At 44.1% G+C, this 17,839-nt stretch carries 17 protein-coding genes; all 17 read right to left on the reverse strand.

All coding sequences use genetic code 11. From position 1 onward, the window contains the following. Positions 1–20 precede the first annotated feature (20 nt). The 17 genes from CLV81_RS00945 to CLV81_RS01025 all read right to left on the reverse strand — a co-directional run bounded on the left by CLV81_RS00945 (position 21) and on the right by CLV81_RS01025 (position 17,802). Positions 21–839 carry an NHL repeat-containing protein gene (locus CLV81_RS00945; protein WP_106143196.1) on the reverse strand — a complete coding sequence of 273 codons (819 nt, stop codon included), beginning with the start codon at positions 837–839 and terminating at the stop codon, positions 21–23. Further along, the gene (locus CLV81_RS00950; RefSeq protein WP_158259050.1) at positions 829–1,167 is read right to left on the reverse strand and encodes a mercuric transporter MerT family protein; all 339 of its coding nucleotides are present in this window, start codon (positions 1,165–1,167) and stop codon (positions 829–831) included. The genes CLV81_RS00945 and CLV81_RS00950 overlap by 11 nt, the downstream gene beginning before the upstream one ends. A gap of 5 nt (positions 1,168–1,172) precedes the next feature. Beyond that, positions 1,173–1,658, reverse strand: a complete 486-nt coding sequence (locus tag CLV81_RS00955) for a heavy-metal-associated domain-containing protein (protein ID WP_106143198.1) — start codon at positions 1,656–1,658, stop codon at positions 1,173–1,175. Between the two features lie 28 nt (positions 1,659–1,686). Then, complete coding sequence (locus tag CLV81_RS00960; RefSeq protein WP_245911880.1) at positions 1,687–2,556, reverse strand: hypothetical protein; 870 nt, start codon at positions 2,554–2,556, stop codon at positions 1,687–1,689. 17 nt (positions 2,557–2,573) lie between these two features. After that, positions 2,574–2,843, reverse strand: coding sequence for a thioredoxin family protein (locus tag CLV81_RS00965; protein ID WP_106143199.1), 270 nt, complete (start codon positions 2,841–2,843; stop codon positions 2,574–2,576). Between the two features lie 154 nt (positions 2,844–2,997). Further along, positions 2,998–3,375, reverse strand: coding sequence for a metal-sensing transcriptional repressor (locus CLV81_RS00970; protein ID WP_106143200.1), 378 nt, complete (start codon positions 3,373–3,375; stop codon positions 2,998–3,000). Positions 3,376–3,523: 148 nt separating this feature from the next. After that, complete coding sequence (gene merA, locus CLV81_RS00975; protein WP_106143201.1) at positions 3,524–5,239, reverse strand: mercury(II) reductase; 1,716 nt, start codon at positions 5,237–5,239, stop codon at positions 3,524–3,526. 22 nt (positions 5,240–5,261) lie between these two features. Continuing rightward, complete coding sequence (locus CLV81_RS00980; RefSeq protein WP_245911882.1) at positions 5,262–5,609, reverse strand: heavy-metal-associated domain-containing protein; 348 nt, start codon at positions 5,607–5,609, stop codon at positions 5,262–5,264. Positions 5,610–5,611: 2 nt separating this feature from the next. Then, complete coding sequence (gene merTP, locus CLV81_RS00985; protein ID WP_211297978.1) at positions 5,612–6,226, reverse strand: mercuric transport protein MerTP; 615 nt, start codon at positions 6,224–6,226, stop codon at positions 5,612–5,614. Position 6,227: 1 nt separating this feature from the next. After that, a complete protein-coding gene (locus CLV81_RS00990; protein ID WP_106143203.1) occupies positions 6,228–6,599 on the reverse strand; it encodes an ArsR/SmtB family transcription factor in 372 nt (123 codons plus the stop codon). Positions 6,600–6,742: 143 nt separating this feature from the next. Then, complete coding sequence (locus CLV81_RS00995; RefSeq protein WP_106143204.1) at positions 6,743–7,957, reverse strand: hypothetical protein; 1,215 nt, start codon at positions 7,955–7,957, stop codon at positions 6,743–6,745. Continuing rightward, entirely contained in the window at positions 7,947–8,387 is a 441-nt protein-coding gene (locus CLV81_RS20700; protein WP_106143205.1) for a QcrA and Rieske domain-containing protein, read from the reverse strand. Before CLV81_RS20700 ends, CLV81_RS00995 begins: the two co-directional genes overlap by 11 nt. Then, positions 8,388–9,587 (reverse strand): di-heme oxidoredictase family protein, encoded by a 1,200-nt coding sequence (locus CLV81_RS01005; protein WP_106143206.1) that lies wholly within the window; start codon positions 9,585–9,587, stop codon positions 8,388–8,390. Between the two features lie 224 nt (positions 9,588–9,811). Further along, entirely contained in the window at positions 9,812–11,776 is a 1,965-nt protein-coding gene (locus tag CLV81_RS01010) for a heavy metal translocating P-type ATPase (RefSeq protein WP_106144856.1), read from the reverse strand. A 45-nt stretch (positions 11,777–11,821) separates the two neighbouring features. Beyond that, positions 11,822–12,238 (reverse strand): Fur family transcriptional regulator, encoded by a 417-nt coding sequence (locus CLV81_RS01015; protein WP_106143208.1) that lies wholly within the window; start codon positions 12,236–12,238, stop codon positions 11,822–11,824. A 16-nt stretch (positions 12,239–12,254) separates the two neighbouring features. Continuing rightward, a complete protein-coding gene (locus CLV81_RS01020; RefSeq protein WP_106143209.1) occupies positions 12,255–13,457 on the reverse strand; it encodes an efflux RND transporter periplasmic adaptor subunit in 1,203 nt (400 codons plus the stop codon). 1 nt (position 13,458) lies between these two features. Continuing rightward, positions 13,459–17,802: a CusA/CzcA family heavy metal efflux RND transporter gene (locus CLV81_RS01025; protein ID WP_106143210.1), complete on the reverse strand. Its 4,344-nt coding sequence runs from the start codon at positions 17,800–17,802 to the stop codon at positions 13,459–13,461. Positions 17,803–17,839: the final 37 nt, after the last annotated feature.

Genomic DNA, 17,839 nt, shown 5'->3' on the forward strand with positions numbered 1-17,839 from the left:
ATAAAAATATCCAATTGATATTACCTACCATAAAGGGATATAGAATTCTCCTTAAAATTGGCGATGAAAAGCCTTCCCTTTTCAAAGTGAACATCTGTCGGATAAAAAATGCTTTCCTTTAATATTTGCAGCAACTTCCCTTGATAGTCAAAAATTAATATCCGGCTATTTTCTTGGTCGGTAATTGCGAACCTATCTTCACCCAACGAAATACCGGAAGCCACATTGATTTTTTCATTTTGACCAATGGTTTTTTGGTGTGTTCCATCGAAACCAAAGACCTGAACCCTATTGTTATACGCATCGGCCACGTATATCCTTTTATCCTTCATCTTGACATCTATCGGATAGTACAGTTCCCCATCTTTATGCCCCTGTCTGCCGATTGTAAAACTTTTATTCGGGGTCTCTACGATGATTCGGTGGTTATAAAAATCGGCTATCAGAACAGTATCGCCGTATATCGAAACCCCTGCGGGGGCCTGTGGTCTTTTGGATATTTTCAACGGCCATCGTTTGTCATCTCTATATTGCCAGATGGTATCGGTCAAAAATTCAGGGATGAACAGTGTGCCATTATCAAAATGGATGTTCATCGGCCGCTGGATACCCGTAATGGAATCCAAGACCTTTCCATCCCCGTCAATTTTGTAAAGCCTAAAATAATCGGGGTCAGAAAACCACAGTGTTTCCCCATCTTTTGCCAAAGCCAAAGGTCGGGATTCCTCAGGAAGCATTATCTTCCGTTCGAACCTCCATTGTTTCTCAGGCTTTTCGCAGCTTGATGTAAGGAACAGCAAAAAAGCGACCGGAATAATATGTGACAATCTAAAATTCATATACATAGTTTACTATCGTAATTAGTAAGACCAGAAATGTAACAGTCCATAGCGCCCAAGAATTAATGTGGTGTTTTTTCCTATCGTTCTGACAGGAATCTCCATCACACTTTTTTGAGTGCTTACTATTTTTATAATGGGCGAACCCAAGGGCCCCGACCGAAAAGGTGGTCAGATAGGGCTGCACGGGATGCACCCATTCAAAATTTCCGCCCAAGAAGCCAAGTCCTGCCACAAACGATAACAATGCCGGGGCCAAACAGCACATTAGCGGAAGAATCGCAGCAACCAAACTGGTGCCCAATACCATTTTGAGAAAAGAATTCATAAGGCCTATTCGATTTTGGACAGTAGGATAACCCATTGTTCCGATAAGTTATCGTCTTCCTCATCTTGTACCGTACCACTTACCGATGTTTTACCGGCGGTCAATTTTTGTATCAATTCGACGGGGGTATCCTGCGAGACCGCAAACCGTTCGTTATCGGTCTCGATGAACCATTGGTCATCTTCTTTTGTTGCGTTACCCATTATGGTCACTTCGGCTTTTTTTGCCGAAAAACCATTCTTTTTGACCTCTTCCTGAATGCTGCGTAAGGTAAGTTTGTTCTCGTCGGCCAAGCCCAAATACGCTTTTCCATCGTTCAGGCTGACACGAACCTCTTGAAGCCCGTCCATCTTTTTCAGTCCACGTTCCAGTCCATAGGCACAGGGGGCACAGTCCATTCCATAGACTTCTTGGTCAACCTTGGTAATTTGGCCGCTTACCGTGCCTATTCCAAGAATACCGATTATGACCATTATTTTGATTTTTTTCATTTTATGTACGTTTTAAATTATACTGTGCTTACAACCAATAACTTAAATTTATCGCTATACGATACTTTTCTTTCACCGTACCCGGTGTCAAATCCTGTACTACCGGAAACATCGCACCAAATGATATTCCCCAGGCACCATACAGGCCGAGGAAAGAAGGCCCCACCAAAACCTTTGTACTGCGCGAATCGCTAAAATCCGGTTGTCCATCAAATTTGTTGTCACCGGGAAATTCCGCCAAGGATTCGATAAAGATGCGCCAATCGGGTTTTGGGTAGTCGCCCATAAAAATATTGGGGCGGTACCCCACAACGGCACTTGCATAGGGCAGGTCGCCCAACTGTTCGCCATCTTTCTCGAAATAATATTGGTAACCGCCGCCAATCCATCCGTACCAAGTGCGTGAGGCATAACCTGTTGAAATTGCCGCGTGTATCGAGTTGCCCACATTGACCTGCCCCCTGACATCATCGGTAGGTGCGGAAACGCCCAGGATGGCAGTTGACTCAAAGCGCTTTCCCACCCCAAAGGCATTCGAGAAAAAACGGTACCACAGGGAAGCCTCAATATCACCATTGGCTGGCATATTGCTATTGCCCCGCGTCCTTGGCGCATTCTCCAAGCGCTCTATCATCGTGGGCGTGGTCAGGTTTACCTGTAAGTCTTCAGTAATGCCATAGGAAAACAGGTAGCGGAGCATATAGGACGTTTCGGTCTCGGTACCCAAGCTCATCCCAGCTACGTTCAAATCGACCCCGCCTTTGGCAAGGGTCGGTGTTTGTAGCCCATAGAGCGGGCCGTGGCCTTGGGCCATCGCGGTTCCTGATATGGCCAACAACAATATTAATTTGACATAGTGAACCTTCAGCGATACTTTCGGGAATACTCTGTTGATCATACTCAAATACTTTACAATTAGGATTGTCCGATTCCAGCTTCCACCAATTTCTCCTCGGTGATGGCCGAATCCCTACAGCAATCCAAGAGTTCACCATTCACTACGACGGCAGGAACTTTCTTTATACCGTATTCATCCAACTTGTCAAGACAGGTCTTATCGTCACATTGCCTGACCAAATCATAGGTGGTTACCGCACATTTATCGCAGGCCAGTTCCTGTATCATTCTGACCACTGGGTCACAGACCGGACAATTGGCAGTAAAAACTTCTACTTGACGTTTCATATTTCTGTTTTTTAACTATTTAATATAATTTACGCGTCATTGAATTCAAACAACGGATCAAAGGTAGGCCGGTGGGTAGGGTGGTCTCCAAATAAAATTTCAAAAAAAATGGCCCGCATCGCGCGGGCCATCAAATCGGTTGTGATTGTGGGGGTCAATCATTTTTGTAGTTTTCGAGCTTGGCCTTTAACGCATCTATCTCCTTCATCTTTTCGGTCAGGCTGTCCAATTCCAAATCTGGAAATTGCTTTCGTATAAATTCGATACGTTCTTCGTTGCCGCAATTACCGGGGCAGGCCTCGACAGTCTCGGATATCTTGATAGCAAGGGTCTTTCGATATACTTCGTCCAACAGTAGGTAATGTGCTTTTTGGATTCCCTTGTCAATGGATTTGAATTGAATGTTTATTTGTTCAGGGTCTTCACCTTCATCGAGCATTTTTACGATTCCATTTATCTGGCCACTTAATGTTTTTAGTCTGGTCTTAATGTCCAAGATTAAGTCAGTGGGTAATTTTTGGAAATTTTTCATCTATTTAAAAATTCTTATTTTACTGAAAATGAAATAAATAAAATTTTTCTGCACAGATCAACCGCTCCGCTTTCGCATAAAAAATTTAATTGTTTTCGGTTGGTAAGCAAAAAATTAATTTTGTTCATGCCCATTTCATACTATGTATTTAACTCGCACAACAGCTCAATTTGGATACATCTTTTCCAAAAGTAATTGCGGCTAATTTTATGCCTTCGCCTAATGTTAAGTATGGATAAAAACTTTCAGCTAAAACTTTTACTGTTATGCCAAATTCAATCGCCATACTCAATTGTTGAATCAACTCGCCGCCCTCTGGTGCTATTACCCTTGCACCTATCAATTTATCAGTTTCAGGATTGCGGATCAGTTTTATAAAACCTCTGGTGTCTTGAGCGGCCAAAGCCCTTGGAACATGTATTAAATCTAATTTTGAAACTTCAAAGGGGATACCTGCCCTTTCAGCTTCCACTTCATCCATACCGGTACCCGCAATCTGTGGGTCGGTAAAGACAACCCAAGGTAAAGATGAATAATCTATACCGGTTTTTGAAAGAGAGAAGGCATTAGCTACAGCTGTACTCCCTTCAGTGGCAGCAGTATAAACAAAAGGTGGGGTTTGGGTTACATCCCCAGCAGCAAAAATGTTGGGAATATTGGTTTCCATCTTTTCGTTCACTAACACATGACCCATCCCTGAAAGCTCCACATTGACCTTATTCAGCCCTAATTTAGAAGTGTTGGGTCTTGTTCCTGTGGCAACTACTATTTTTCCTTTTTCAACAATCTTTGTTGTAGAATCATCGGGACAGTTGCAGTAAATAATGATGTCTGTTCCCCGTTTTTCGAATTTAAAAGCCCTGAAATTGGGCAATATTTCAATCCCCTCATGTTTCATTTGTGCTTCTAACAAATCAGTAATATCTTTAGTTTGAGTACGTAATGGTCTATCAGTAAATTCAATAATACGAACCTTTACACCTAAACGATTGTATGCCATGGCAATTTCCAACCCGATATAGCCCGCTCCCATAATGGTTAGGCTTTCCGGTTTTTCTTCTAAATCAAATAGGGAGACATTGGTTAAATATCCAACCTCGTTTAATCCTTGAATATTAGGAATATTCGTAGTTGCTCCTGTTGCAATAAGAATATTGGTAGCTGTGTAAGTGTCTTTGCCATCCACAAGAATGGTGTTTTTATCCACAAATTCCGCCCATCCCTTTAGCATCGTGAGGTTTTCAAAATCACGTACAACATCCATATACTTTTGTTGTTGCAGTGCAGTAACCAAGGCTTTTTTGTCTTTGATCACCTTTGGAAAATCTATTTCAACTCCTTTAGGTTTGACACCATTGAAATTTGAATACGACCCGTGATAAACAGTTTCTGCCGCCCTGATCAAATTTTTAGAAGGTACACAGCCAACATTTACGCAAGTGCCTCCAAAATCCAAGCCAGCATTTACCATTAATGTAGTAAGTCCTAACTCTTCAGCTTTTATGGCTGCGGAAAATGCTGCAGAACCACCACCAATGATAATTAAATCGTAATCATTTTTATCACTTGAACTATCTTTTATTGTAGTACTTTCAGAATTTGAAACAGCAGTGGTTTCCTTTTCAGCCTCATTAATGACCGAATAATCGCCAATGTTATTTACGGCATTGATTAATTCTTTTTTACCTATTTTAATGGTATCAATAATAAATTCTCCTATTCCTGTTTCGTGATTTACAGCACTGCTTATAACGCCATCTTTTGCGTTCATATCTTTTTCGACATGTGATGAGCATCCACTACAGGTCATCCCATCTATTTCCAATTGTATGGTTTCTATATTTTCTGGTTTATTGTTTTTCATAATTGAAGATGGCTATCAGAATTCATATTCTATCTTTTTGTAATTCTACTTTATATCCTTTTTTCTCAATAACAGCTTTTAAGGCTTCGATACTCGTCTTTGTCTTGTTAAATTGTATTACCGCAATGTCGCCTGGGTATTCTACCGAATGTTCTGTTACGCCATCAACTTCTTTAAGAACTTCATGAATAGTATTGGAACATCCAGCACAAGTAATACCAGTGATTTGAAATTTAACTGTTTTTACTATTTGTTGATTATTGCTTATTGTGACCTTTTTATCGCTTTTTGAAGTTGGGTAACATTGAGCATCTAGCTGAAATGAAATTAATGACAATACAAGAATTGGTAGAACTAATAATTTATTCACAACTATTTATTTTCTTCATGAATTACTATATAACCTGTTGAGTTTATTGCTTTCTCGATTTCCGTTTCATTGGTTTTGGTTTTGTCAAATTCAATGATTGCGTTTCCGTTTCCGTAGGACGTTTTTGAATTTATAATTCCGTCGAGTTTATTTACTTCGTGGTTGACGTGTTCTTCACAACCCGCACAGGTCATTCCGCTGATTTTAAATTCAGTGGTTTTGATGTCTGATTTGTCAACTACGATTATTTGCTTTTCTGTATTCGGATAAAAAATTCCTGAATAGTACGGGAAAGTCAACATTACCGCAGCAAAAATGGTAACTATGCCCAGAAATTTCTTTGATTGCAGAAAGGAAGGTTTCTCATCATCTTCACAGGCGCAATCAATTTCTTGTCGGGATTTTGGCTTCAGCTTTTGGTACCAGGCAAATGCAAGTACCAATAGGGTCAGGCCTATGAGATAAGGTCTAAGGGGCTCTACCCAAGAAAATGTCGAGGCAATTCCGCTTGTTCCTGCAATCAATGCCAAAACTGGGGTTATGCAGCATATTGATGCCGCTATTGCTGAAATTATTGCAGTGTACGCTGCTGTATTTGATGATTTTTCCATATTCATTCTATGCTACTTTTTTGTTTTCTTTAAGCCTACCGAAAATTCCTTCCAATACTTCGCTTGAATCTTTGACCAAAGAGTAATACAACGTTTGACCATCTCGTCTTGAAGTAATCAATCCGGCATCCTTCATCTTTCGAATGTGTTGTGAAATTGCTGGTACACTCATTCCAAGTATATCTGAAAAATCACACGGACAAAGCTCACCTTCTTCATTCAAAAGGAAAAGAATCTTCAGTCTGGTCTCATTACCGGCCAGGGCCAGTACCTTGCCAACACTATTGATTAATTCTGAACTTGTATACAACGTCTCACGACAGCGTATTAATTGCTTCTGGTCTGCCTCGGCACGAGTACAACTTAATTCAAGGGCCATAACTAAAATTTTTAGCAAAGTTACAATTATATAATTATTTAAGAAAATGCTTAAATATATTTTTATTCTTATTCTCAAGCTTTGTTTTTGCCGGAGTCGAATCTCATAGACAAATAACTAAAATCGATAGTAAGTCTATATCACTAAAAATATGTACTAAAACCGAAATACCAGGTGGCGGTTTTTGATGCCGGATTGTTCAGTATATCCTGCTGCCACTGGTATCTATAATTGATTCTTAGTACCGTTTGGGGCGATGGCCTGAAACTCAGGGCAGGTGTCAGGGCGATTAGGTCATCCCCAATTTTTGTGTCGGTTTGGGTAAACCTGCCGATATTGTAATCCACATAGTCTGTTCTGAGCGACAGGTTCAATATGGCATTTTCCCAATCGAATATTTCCGTTTTTAGTATGGGTTGGATGATATCGACAAAAAAGCCCATCTGCCGATTTCCGAATTGTTGAGTAAATGTATCCGGGACACCTACCCAAATGTAGGCCATCTCACCGATAAACTTTGTCCCTGTCTTAGCGATGGCAGTATTAATATCCAAAGCCAGAACATCCACCCTCCTAGTTTCAGTATCCACCTGAAGTCCGTCTATTTCCTCCCTGTTATAGTCTCCCCCCATATATGAAATGCCCATTTCACCTAATTTTGGATGTTTAATGGCCAACTTTCCATTTAAGAGGGGACGGCCGCTGAAATTCTCCTCAAATCGTGAGGGATTCTCTTTTACGGCAGGCAGAAATTTTCTTTGTTCTTCGTTATCGATAATGCTAGTATCAAATCCATTGGTCAGATAGGCTTCATACCCCAAGGTCCAATCTCCCCTGTTCGTCTTTCCATATAAACCGAAACCGGCATTTGAGAAAGTCGCAGGCAACAAATTCGTGCTCACGTCCGGTCGTTCAACGAATTCCCATTTTGGGCCGTCATGGTTTTGATTGAATGAGCCAATGGGATTCAGTACGATGCCCCCTCTAAGGTTTAGCAAAGGATGGAATGCAATGTCCATTGAAGCAAATTCTATTGCTATCTCCTTTGTGCCATCCTCAAATTCCAGTTCCGTCAAAAACTTAATGCGTTTCGATATGGATGCGGAAACAAAAAGGGTCAATCTTCTGGCTTGAAAAGAAAGCCCTTCGGTCAGACCATCCTCAATGCTATAAATCGAGTTAGCCTCCAGATAGCCGCCCAGATTTACAGGAAATTTATCGAAAGTTAGAAATGGGCGGTCATAAACCGCATCCATATTCATTGATTCTTGGATACTGTCTCTTTTAGTGACTTGCGAACTAAGGGTTAGGACGCAAATATTTGTCAAAATAAGGGCAGCATATATTTTACGAGACATGCACATAGATATTTTCGCTATCAGCGGTTATTTCAAATGACCTTAGATTTTCTTCAGCGGGTCCCTCTAAAACCTTGCCCGAGCGGTCGAACTCACTGCCGTGACATGGACAACTATAGGTGCTGCCCGCAATACTTAGCTCGCAGCCTCTATGTGTACATCGCATTAAACTGGCTTTATAGCCTCCGTCCGGCGTCCTGAATACACCAATGGGATATCCCATGGAGCGATTCTGAACCACCACCATTTCACGTTCGATTTGTTTTCCTCCTTTCTCCTGTAAAAACTCGCTCTTTGGAATGCGAAGCGCCCCATCTTCTTCAACAAATGATGCATAGTACAGACCTGCACAACTGTTGAACAAATAAGTAGAAGCTGGTAAGGCCACAGCCAGATATCCAAACTTCCTTATAAAATCTTTTCTATGCATTTAAAGTGAGTTGATGAATTTCAATAATTGCGACTTTTCTTTGGGCGTTAATGATGAGTACCGGTCCTTGGAATTATTTGCCTCACCACCATGCATTTCTATGGCTTCCTCAATACTTGAGGCCCTCCCATCATGCAACAGGAAGATCTGCCCGCCTTGCGAGTTGGCTGATAGGCCGATTCCCCATAGCGGTGGGGTTCTCCATTCAGAAGTCTCAACATTGCCTTCGGTGAATCCATCATCCAATTCGGGGCCCATATTATGTAACAATAAATCCGTGTAGGGATGAAATTCCTTAAAGGATAAGGATTCAATGTGGGAAAACCCTGTGGTCAAAGTGGGAGTGTGACAGGCAGCACATTGCGCGGATTCAAAGAGTTCTTTTCCGGCCATGACATCAGGGTCTGTCTGATTTCTAGGAATAGGTGCTTTCAAGGTTTTAAGGTAGAAAACGACATCATTCAAGGTTTGGGTACTAATTTCAGGATCCTCTTCAAGTCCGCTGAACGGGTCAATGGGGTCATAAAGGGATGTAATCCCTATGTCCTGGTTATATGCACCAATGGTTTGTTGCAACAAGTCATAACTACCCGCCTTTTTGCCAAATCTGAAGATGTAATTGTTGCCCTGGGGAATACTATTTTCACGAATCTCTGAGAATTCAGGAGGCAGATTGTAGTGCGGTCTTCCGCTAATGCCGTCCTGGTCTTCATCAAATGGGTCCGCAAGAGCCAAAATATCCGCATCAGGTACAGCATCCAACAAGCCCAATCCGGTAACCGCCGGGGCAACCAAAATGGTAAAAGGGAAACCATCCGGCACGCTCTCAGGTTCAAAACCCGGTATTGCTTTATTTTGAATTTGGTTCCTGCCATCACCAAAGGACAACATCGAGGGTATGGTCAAATCATTGTCACCGAACCTTATAAGTTGATTAAAGGGGTGCCCCTTGCCGTCCCCTGAATGGCAACTTGCACAGCTGGTTCCAACAAATATGGGGCCAAGGCCTTTTTCAATGGTGAAAACGTCATCATTAAAGGCTATGTCGCCGGCTAAAAACCGTTTTTGCTCGCTAATGGACAATCCATCCAAAGGGCCATCCAGCAACTCAAACTCCATCGGTTCTTCGGGCCCAAAATTTTCACAGCCAATCAGTGTGATCAAAGACAGGCCAAAAAACAAATAAAGACTTTTAGACATTGCTCTATAATTATTTATGTTAATTTAATTAAATTTTTAGATAGGACTAAAATTATCTATGTTAATCTTCCGACAAAGACGTAGCTGAATCTTAAAAGGCTTGTTGATTGGATCATGCAAATCCCGTAACGTGGGATTTTGCCGCTTGGCCTAAATGAATATATCTATTTCGATTTTTACTCGATAATCGAGATTTGAATGCTCCGAGGTCGTTTAATATGCGTTTATGTCCATTTCATCCGCTGTAACCGTACTGCATTAAAAATCGCTAATAACGCCACGCCGACATCCGCAAAAACGGCCTCCCACATAGTGGCAAGCCCACCAGCGCCAAGAATGAGCACAATAGCCTTAACACCAAAGGCCAAACCGATATTCTGCCAAACAATCCTGCGGGTAGAACGTCCTATTTTTATTGCCCTTGCTATTTTGCTCGGTTGGTCGGTCTGAATGATAACGTCTGCGGTCTCGATGGCCACATCGCTTCCAAGACCGCCCATAGCGATGCCTACATCACTGGCCGCCAACACCGGTGCATCATTAATGCCATCACCCATAAAGGCTACCGTCGTATCAGGTTGTTTTTTGAGTTCTTCAACTTCGTTCAGCTTGTCTTCCGGAAGCAAAGCGCCTTTCGCCCAATCGATGTCGAGTTCCTTGGAAACCTGCTGGGTAATGGAATCCTTGTCACCAGAGAGCATTATGATTGTAGATATGCCCGCTTCCCTAATGTGTTCGATCGCTTGGTGGGCATCTTCTTTCAACTTATCGGCGATCGTCACATAGCCTGCAAACCTTCCGTCTATGGCCACCATTACTATGGATTCAACAATCGCATCCGTCTCAGAGGAAACCCCAATGCCATTCGAGGTCATCAATGCCTTATTGCCAACCAAAACCTGACTGCCGTTGACCGTTCCCCTTAAACCTTTTCCGGCGACCTCGGAAACTTCAGTCGCTTCAAAGTCTGCACCATCTGCCTTGTATTCCAAGATTGCCTTTGCTATGGGATGGGTGGATTGTTCTTCCATCGCCATTAGGTATTGCATAAATTCCGCTTCGGTGAAAACGGACGTATTGACCACTTCCTTGATCTTAAAGACCCCCTTGGTCACGGTACCCGTTTTGTCCATAACTACGGTATTTACCTTGGTCATCGCATCGAGGAAGGATGCACCCTTGAACAATATGCCATTTCGGGATGCTGCACCAAGGCCACCAAAATATCCCAGAGGAATGGAAATAACCAGCGAACAGGGACAGGAAATCACCAAGAATATCAAGGCTCTGTACAACCAATCCCTGAACACGTAATCGTCCACAAAAAAGTAAGGCAAGAATGTGAGCCCAATTGCGAGGAAAACGACGATAGGGGTGTAAATCCTTGCAAATTTTCTAATGAACAGTTCGGTCTTTGATTTTCGGGCAGTGGCGTTCTGCACCATATCCAGGATTCGGGCGATGGAACTGTCCTTAAATTCCTTGGTGGTCTCCACTTCGATGACACCAATAAGGTTGATGCTCCCGGCAAAGACCTTTTCGTCCGTTATAATGGTATCGGGTTTGCTTTCACCGGTAATGGCAGCTCTATTCAGCGATGCCTTTTCGGACAAAAGAATCCCGTCCAAAGGAATTTTCTCGCCCACTCGTACCTGTATCTTTTCGCCAATCTCGACCGTTTCGGGATTGACAGAAACAAAATCCCCATTGCGATAAACCAGTGCTACATCAGGTCGCGCATCCAAGAGCGCCTTAATGTTCCCCTTGGCACGATTGACCGCTGCACTTTGGAACAGTTCGCCCACGGCATAAAATAACATTACCGCTACACCTTCGGGATATTCACCTATGGCAAATGCTCCCAACGTGGCAATGGACATCAAGAAGAATTCAGTGAAGAAATCACCGTTCCTGATACTGTTCCAACCTTCCCTGATAACGGGAAACCCAACGGGAATGTATGCCATCGAGTACCAAACGATCCTGACCCATTCATTGGATAAGGGAATGGCATCAAAATAATCAATGGCTATACCGGCAATCAGCATTACAAAGCTGAAAATGGCCGGTAGGTACGTGTTTAAATTGGATTTTTTCGGTGGATTGACATGGCTATGTCCATCATCGTGACTGTGCTTACCCTGATGCTGCTTGGGGTCTAAATCGCGCAAGTTTACTTTTTTTTTCATATTGGGTGTAAAATTCTTTAAAATAAGGATGCAACGGAAGTGCATTTATTGTCCACTGCATTTCTCACAAATACCCTTTAGCACCAGATTGGCATCTTCGGTAATATAACCCTCTGGCAAGTTGATATGTGGAATTTTGTGTTCTGTTAAACAAACGGTCTCGTCACAGTTAGTGCAATGAAAATGCAGGTGCAGATCCTGTTCGAGTTCGCAATTACAACCTGGTTCACACAGGGCATATTTCTGAACGCCCGTACCATCGTCTATTTGATGCACCACGCCCTTCTGTTCAAAGGTTTTCAGGGTTCTAAATAGGGTTGTCCTATCAGCTTTGGCAAAAGCGTTTTCAATATCCGTCAATGCAATGGCCGCATCCTTTTGGGCCAGGTATTTGTAAATCAGCATCCGCATTGCGGTCGGGCGAACGCCATTTTCGGTAAGTCTTTGCTCTATTTCTTTCATGGTTTGATCGTGTTTATCAATGTCCGTGTTCTTCCGATTCCCCTTTTTTCATTTCTGCCATTAAATAGTAGGCATTGTTTTGTGCGTATTCCACGTCGGTTTTTTGTTCGGCTAGAAAATCAATGGCGATCCATTCACCATCTTGGGTGCCCTTGGTTACTTCATAGGGTATAAAGGCCCAATTATCACCTTCCCTTTCAACCGAGAACACAAAGAACCTTTCGCCGTCGGCTGCTATGGCACTCTCGGGCAATGCCAATGTTTTGGTATTGTCCGTTTGGATCCGCCCCTGAATGTACATCCCGGGGATCAGGTTGCCTTCCTTGTTCTCGATTTCGGCGTGGACGTGAACCGCTTTTGGATTCTGCTCAAAAGTCTTTCCCACAGAATAGATTTCCGCGGTCAGCTCCTTCCCGGGAATGGATTGGACATTGAAAGTGACTTTTTGCCCTTCCTTGACCTTGTACACATCCTTTTCAAAGACCATTAGATCTGCGTGCACGTGGTGGGTGTCCACGATTTCAATTAGGTCGGTCTGGGGTTCCACGTACTGGCCGGTTTTGATTTCCACCTTTTGGACAAACCCTTCAATGGGGCTTCTTAGGGCCACCCGCTGATAGATCGTTCCGTTTCTTACACCGGATGCGCTGATGCTCAACTGTTGAAGTTGTGCTTCAAGACCGTTTACCATGCTTCGGGATGCCTGGTATTCGGCTTCCGCCTTTTGAAAATTGGCTCCGCTGCCCACACCTGCATCGTACAGGGTCTTTTGCCGTTCATATTCCTTTTTGAGAAACCGAATGTTGCTGTATGCATTGAGATAATCCGTCTGTTTCTGGATGATGTTGGGATGGGACAGATAGGCGACCGTTTGGCCCTTGTTGACCTTATCACCCTCAATGACCTCGATGGACACTACATTTGCACCCACCACCGTTGTGATGGTGGCCTCGTTCTGTGGCGGGACCTCCAACTGACCATTGGCTTTAACGTACCCGCTCATATTTCGCATTTGCAAGGTGTCGGTCTGCATTTTTAAAGCATCGAACTGCTTTGCCGTCAATAGTACTTCCTCGGCCCCACCTTCGGAATGTTCCTTTTCCATTTCGGAATTTGCCTCCTTGTTCGCTGCGGTTTTGTTTTTGGAATCGCCACAAGAGCTCATCCCCAAAAGCATTACCAATAACCCGATAGCTGTGTATTTAGATAGATTTTTCATTTTATTGTTTGAAATATTGTAGTTCGAAAACTGATTTTAGATAATTGTCGAGCGCCTCCAGTGCATCCATTTCGGTCTGTATGGCATCCCTTATGATTTGGGTAAATGCCGCATAATCGACCGCACCTTCCTTGTAAGCTACCAATGCGCCCTGTCGTTGCTCCTGGGCAAGCGGCAGGGCTTTGTTCTTGTAAAATTGCCAGGATGTTTCCCATTTTTGATAGGCTTGTACGGCCTGTCGATCTTCCGATTGCAATTGCAATTTCAAAAATTCTGCGTTGGTCTTGGCAATTTCGCCGTCGATTTTAGCGGCCTTGGCCTGACTACGTTCCGTGCCAGAGAACAGGGGAACGGATATTCCTGCCTGATAGGTATAGAAACCGCTGCTTCCGTTGACTTGTTGCAATCCACCCTGAAGGTTGAGATTGGGCAACAAATCAGAACGGGCGGCTCTGTAGCTGGCTTCGGCCTCATCGATTCGCTTTTGTGAAAGTTCCAGTTCGGGATGGTTTTCTATACTTGAGGATGTGCCCAAGACTGACACTTCACTTTCGTCCATCGTGTTGGGAACGGTATAATACGTATCCGAGACCAACCAAAGATTGAGCTTATGCAGGGCAATGGCATAGTCGCTCTCGGCCTGTTGCAGTTTATTGTTGATTTGCAACGACTGGTTGATAGCGGATGAATATTCCAAACGTGAAATGGCCTCTACCTCGAAATTGAGTTCAATCGCTTTTTCAAACTGTGAATAGATGGAATCCAGTTCACGGTAGAGTTCAAATTTCTGTCGCTGTTGGTATGCCAGGGACCACGCCTTTTTCACTTCCTGTTCCAATTGCAGTCCGGAAAGGTCGAAGGCGGTCTCTGCCAAGGCAATCCGTTGTTTCTGCAAACGCTTCTTTGCGCTGATGCCGAACAGATTGATGTTCTGCTGGCCCACGCCCACCAAAGTGTAGATGCCCTGGCCGTCGCTCACTTCCTCACCTCCTGTGAAAACTTGTGTGTTCCCCAGGTCATAGGCCATGCCTTTAAGTGCGTTCTGCTTTTGGATTTCCAACTGTTTTGCTTTTAACAGTGGATAATTTTCTTTGGAAATTTCCACCGCTCTCCCCAATGGGATGGCAGGCAAGGTTTCGTCTTGTTGAACTTGTTGTGCTTTCGCGGTAACGGAAGTGAAGAGCATGCAAACCACTGCAGTTGTTGTTACGAATTTCGGATTGAGTTTAACCTTTAGTTCCGAACGCTTTTCAACCCATTGATAAAAAATGGGAAGGATAAAGAGCGTCAATAGCGTAGAAGTAATAAGGCCACCGATAACCACGGTCGCGAGCGGTCGCTGTACTTCAGCCCCTGCGGATGCAGAAATGGCCATAGGCAGAAAACCGAGGATATCGGTAAAGGCCGTTAGCATAATGGGGCGCACCCTTCGTTTGGTGCCCTCGACGATACGTTCCTTGAGGTCGGTAACACCTTCCTCTTTCAGCTCGTTGAGCCCACTGATCATTACCAGGCCGTTCAATACGGCGACACCGAATAAAACGATAAAGCCCACCCCAGCGGAAATACTAAAGGGCATATCCCTGAGCCAAAGGGCGAACACCCCACCTATGGTGGCCATTGGGATGGCCAGATAAATCATCAAGGTCTGTGGAAAGGATTTTAGGGCAAAGTAAATCAGGATGAATATTAGGAACAAGGCAATGGGAACAACGGTCTGCAATCGATTACTGGCCCTTTCCAGATTCTCGAACGCACCGCCATAACGGATAAAATATCCCGGGGGCAAATCAAGGTTGACATCCAGCTTGACCTTGATCTCATTGACCAACGATTCCACATCACGCCCACGTACATTTACACCAACATAGGTCCTGCGGTTGGTATTGTCACGGCTTATCTGCATCGGCCCCGGTGTGTACTCGATAGCGGCCAGTTCTTGAAGCGGAATCTGGGAGCCGTTCGGTAAATTGATGTACAGGTTCCTAATGTCGTTGATGTCCGCGCGGTTCCGTTCGTCGAGCCTAACGACGAGATCGAACCGTTTTTCGCCCTCAAAGATGACCCCTGCATATCCACCGGCAAATGCAGATTGCACAATTGTATTGAGTTGGTCGATGCTAACGCCGTATTGTGCCAGTTTGTCGCGATTGTACTTAATCGTCATCTGCGGTAAGCCAGAAGTGGCTTCCGCCCTCATATCACCTATACCCGCCGTACCAGCTATGATTTTGGTGATCTCGTCCGCTTTGGCGGCAAGCACATCGATATCCTCACCATAGATTTTAATGGCCACATCCTCACGGATGCCTTCCAAAAGTTCGTTGAAACGCATTTCGATGGGTTGGGTAAACTCATAATTGACACCGGGTATGATACTTACGGCATCCTTCATCTTATCGATAAGTTCGTCCTTTGATTCAGCTGACACCCATTCTTCCTGTGGTTTCAGTATAACAAACACATCGGCAAAGTCCATCGGCATAGGGTCGGTAGGAACTTCGGCGACACCGATGCGGCTCACAATTTTTTCCACTTCGGGAAACTCGGCTTTTACGATGCGCTCTATCTTGGTGGTGGTCCCGATGGTCTCGCTGAGAGAACTACCGGGTTTAAGAATGGCGTGGAAGGCTATATCGCCCTCATCCAATTGTGGGATGAACTCGCCGCCCATTTTGGTGAACATGAAGATCGCTACCGCAAATATGGCAACCGCACCACCTACGATCCATTTTCCTTTTATCAGAGCGCGCAGCAATAGGGGTTCATACCTGTCTTGCACCCAAAGCACAAAACGGTCGCCCCACGATTTATTTTCCGTCTTTGGCGGTTTTAAAAATAAGGCCGACATCATAGGTACATAGGTCAGGCACAGGAACATTGCTCCTATCATCGCAAAAATGAACGTTAACGCCATTGGCTGGAACATCTTTCCCTCTACACCTTCCAATGCCAAAATGGGCAGGAATACAATTAGGATTATCAACTGTCCGAAAAAGGCGGCGTTCATCATCTTCTTGGAGGCGTTGGCGGCTATTGAATCCCGGTCTTCTTTTTTCAAACCATTCTTTTTAAGTACATAACCGGCCATAAGAAACACGCTTGCCTCCACAATGATGACGGCCCCATCTACGATGATTCCAAAATCAATGGCACCCAGGCTCATCAGGTTTGCCCATACATCAAAAACGTTCATCAGTATAAAGGCGAACAAAAGGGATAACGGAATTGTGGAAGCAACAATCAACCCACCTCGCCAGTTCCCTAACAAGAAAACCAGTACGAAAATTACGATGAGTGCGCCTTCCAGCAGATTGTTGCGCACAGTTCCCGTGGTCTCGCTTATGAGCTTGCTTCTGTCCAACAAGGGCTGAATGACGACCCCTTCCGGAAGGGATTTCTGGATTTCTGTCATCCTGTCTTTTACACGGACTATGACCTCGTTTGAGTTTGCCCCTTTGAGCATCATTACCAGTCCACCGACGACCTCTCCTTCGCCATCCTGTGTCAATGCCCCATAGCGCACAGCAGAGCCGAAGCGTACATCGGCAACATCACCTACCGTGATTGGAAGGCCGTTTTCATTTTTGACAATGATTTTTCTGATGTCATCAAGGTTACGTACCAAACCTTCCCCACGGATGAAGTTGGCCTGGTGGTTTTTCTCGATGTAGGCACCGCCCGTATTTTTATTGTTCGCTTCCAAGGCTTTGTAAACATCTGTGATCGCAAGACCTATGGCTTTTAGTTCATTGGGGTCCAGGGCCACTTCGTATTGTTTTATTTTTCCGCCGATGGCGTTGATTTCAACAACCCCCGGGACCATTGCCATTTGCCGCTGAACGATCCAGTCTTGCATCGTGCGCAAATCTGCCAGGGAATATTTGTCCTCAAACCCAGCTTCGACTTTCAGCGTATATTGATATACTTCCCCCAAGCCAGTTGAAATGGGTCCCATAGAAGGTTGGCCCAGTTCTTCGGGAATCTGCTCACGCACTTCGGTCAGTTTCTCGGAAACTAGTTGACGTGGCTGATAGGTTCCCATATCATCATCAAACACGACCGTTACCACGGAAAGCCCAAATCGTGAAATCGAACGGATCTCCTTGACATCGGGAAGATTGCTCATTGCAACTTCTATGGGATAGGTCACGAATTGTTCGATATCCTCTGTGCCCAGATTGGGCGATTGCGTGATGACCTGTACCTGGTTATTGGTAATATCCGGTACGGCATCGATGGGAACTTGGGTCATACTATAAATACCTGCACCAACTAATGCAAGCGTAAGCAGACCAATAATAAATTTGTTGTTGATTGAAAAATCAATGATTCTGTTAATCATAAAAAATTGGGTGTTAATTCAGTTGACCTATGGCGCA

It is taken from the genome of Flagellimonas meridianipacifica (assembly GCF_003001695.1).
GTDB classification, from domain to species: Bacteria; Bacteroidota; Bacteroidia; order Flavobacteriales; family Flavobacteriaceae; genus Flagellimonas; species Flagellimonas meridianipacifica.

What these genes read in the sequence shown, in the direction of transcription:
- CLV81_RS00945 (WP_106143196.1), bottom strand. Translation starts at nt 839, where the DNA reads ATGAATTTTAGATTGTCACATATTATTCCGGTCGCTTTTTTGCTGTTC.
- CLV81_RS00950 (WP_158259050.1), bottom strand. Translation starts at nt 1,167, where the DNA reads ATGAATTCTTTTCTCAAAATGGTATTGGGCACCAGTTTGGTTGCTGCG.
- CLV81_RS00955 (WP_106143198.1), bottom strand. Translation starts at nt 1,658, where the DNA reads ATGAAAAAAATCAAAATAATGGTCATAATCGGTATTCTTGGAATAGGC.
- CLV81_RS00960 (WP_245911880.1), bottom strand. Translation starts at nt 2,556, where the DNA reads ATGATCAACAGAGTATTCCCGAAAGTATCGCTGAAGGTTCACTATGTC.
- CLV81_RS00965 (WP_106143199.1), bottom strand. Translation starts at nt 2,843, where the DNA reads ATGAAACGTCAAGTAGAAGTTTTTACTGCCAATTGTCCGGTCTGTGAC.
- CLV81_RS00970 (WP_106143200.1), bottom strand. Translation starts at nt 3,375, where the DNA reads ATGAAAAATTTCCAAAAATTACCCACTGACTTAATCTTGGACATTAAG.
- merA (WP_106143201.1), bottom strand. Translation starts at nt 5,239, where the DNA reads ATGAAAAACAATAAACCAGAAAATATAGAAACCATACAATTGGAAATA.
- merTP (WP_211297978.1), bottom strand. Translation starts at nt 6,226, where the DNA reads ATGAATATGGAAAAATCATCAAATACAGCAGCGTACACTGCAATAATT.
- CLV81_RS00990 (WP_106143203.1), bottom strand. Translation starts at nt 6,599, where the DNA reads ATGGCCCTTGAATTAAGTTGTACTCGTGCCGAGGCAGACCAGAAGCAA.
- CLV81_RS00995 (WP_106143204.1), bottom strand. Translation starts at nt 7,957, where the DNA reads ATGTCTCGTAAAATATATGCTGCCCTTATTTTGACAAATATTTGCGTC.
- CLV81_RS20700 (WP_106143205.1), bottom strand. Translation starts at nt 8,387, where the DNA reads ATGCATAGAAAAGATTTTATAAGGAAGTTTGGATATCTGGCTGTGGCC.
- CLV81_RS01005 (WP_106143206.1), bottom strand. Translation starts at nt 9,587, where the DNA reads ATGTCTAAAAGTCTTTATTTGTTTTTTGGCCTGTCTTTGATCACACTG.
- CLV81_RS01010 (WP_106144856.1), bottom strand. Translation starts at nt 11,776, where the DNA reads ATGAAAAAAAAAGTAAACTTGCGCGATTTAGACCCCAAGCAGCATCAG.
- CLV81_RS01015 (WP_106143208.1), bottom strand. Translation starts at nt 12,238, where the DNA reads ATGAAAGAAATAGAGCAAAGACTTACCGAAAATGGCGTTCGCCCGACC.
- CLV81_RS01020 (WP_106143209.1), bottom strand. Translation starts at nt 13,457, where the DNA reads ATGAAAAATCTATCTAAATACACAGCTATCGGGTTATTGGTAATGCTT.
- CLV81_RS01025 (WP_106143210.1), bottom strand. Translation starts at nt 17,802, where the DNA reads ATGATTAACAGAATCATTGATTTTTCAATCAACAACAAATTTATTATT.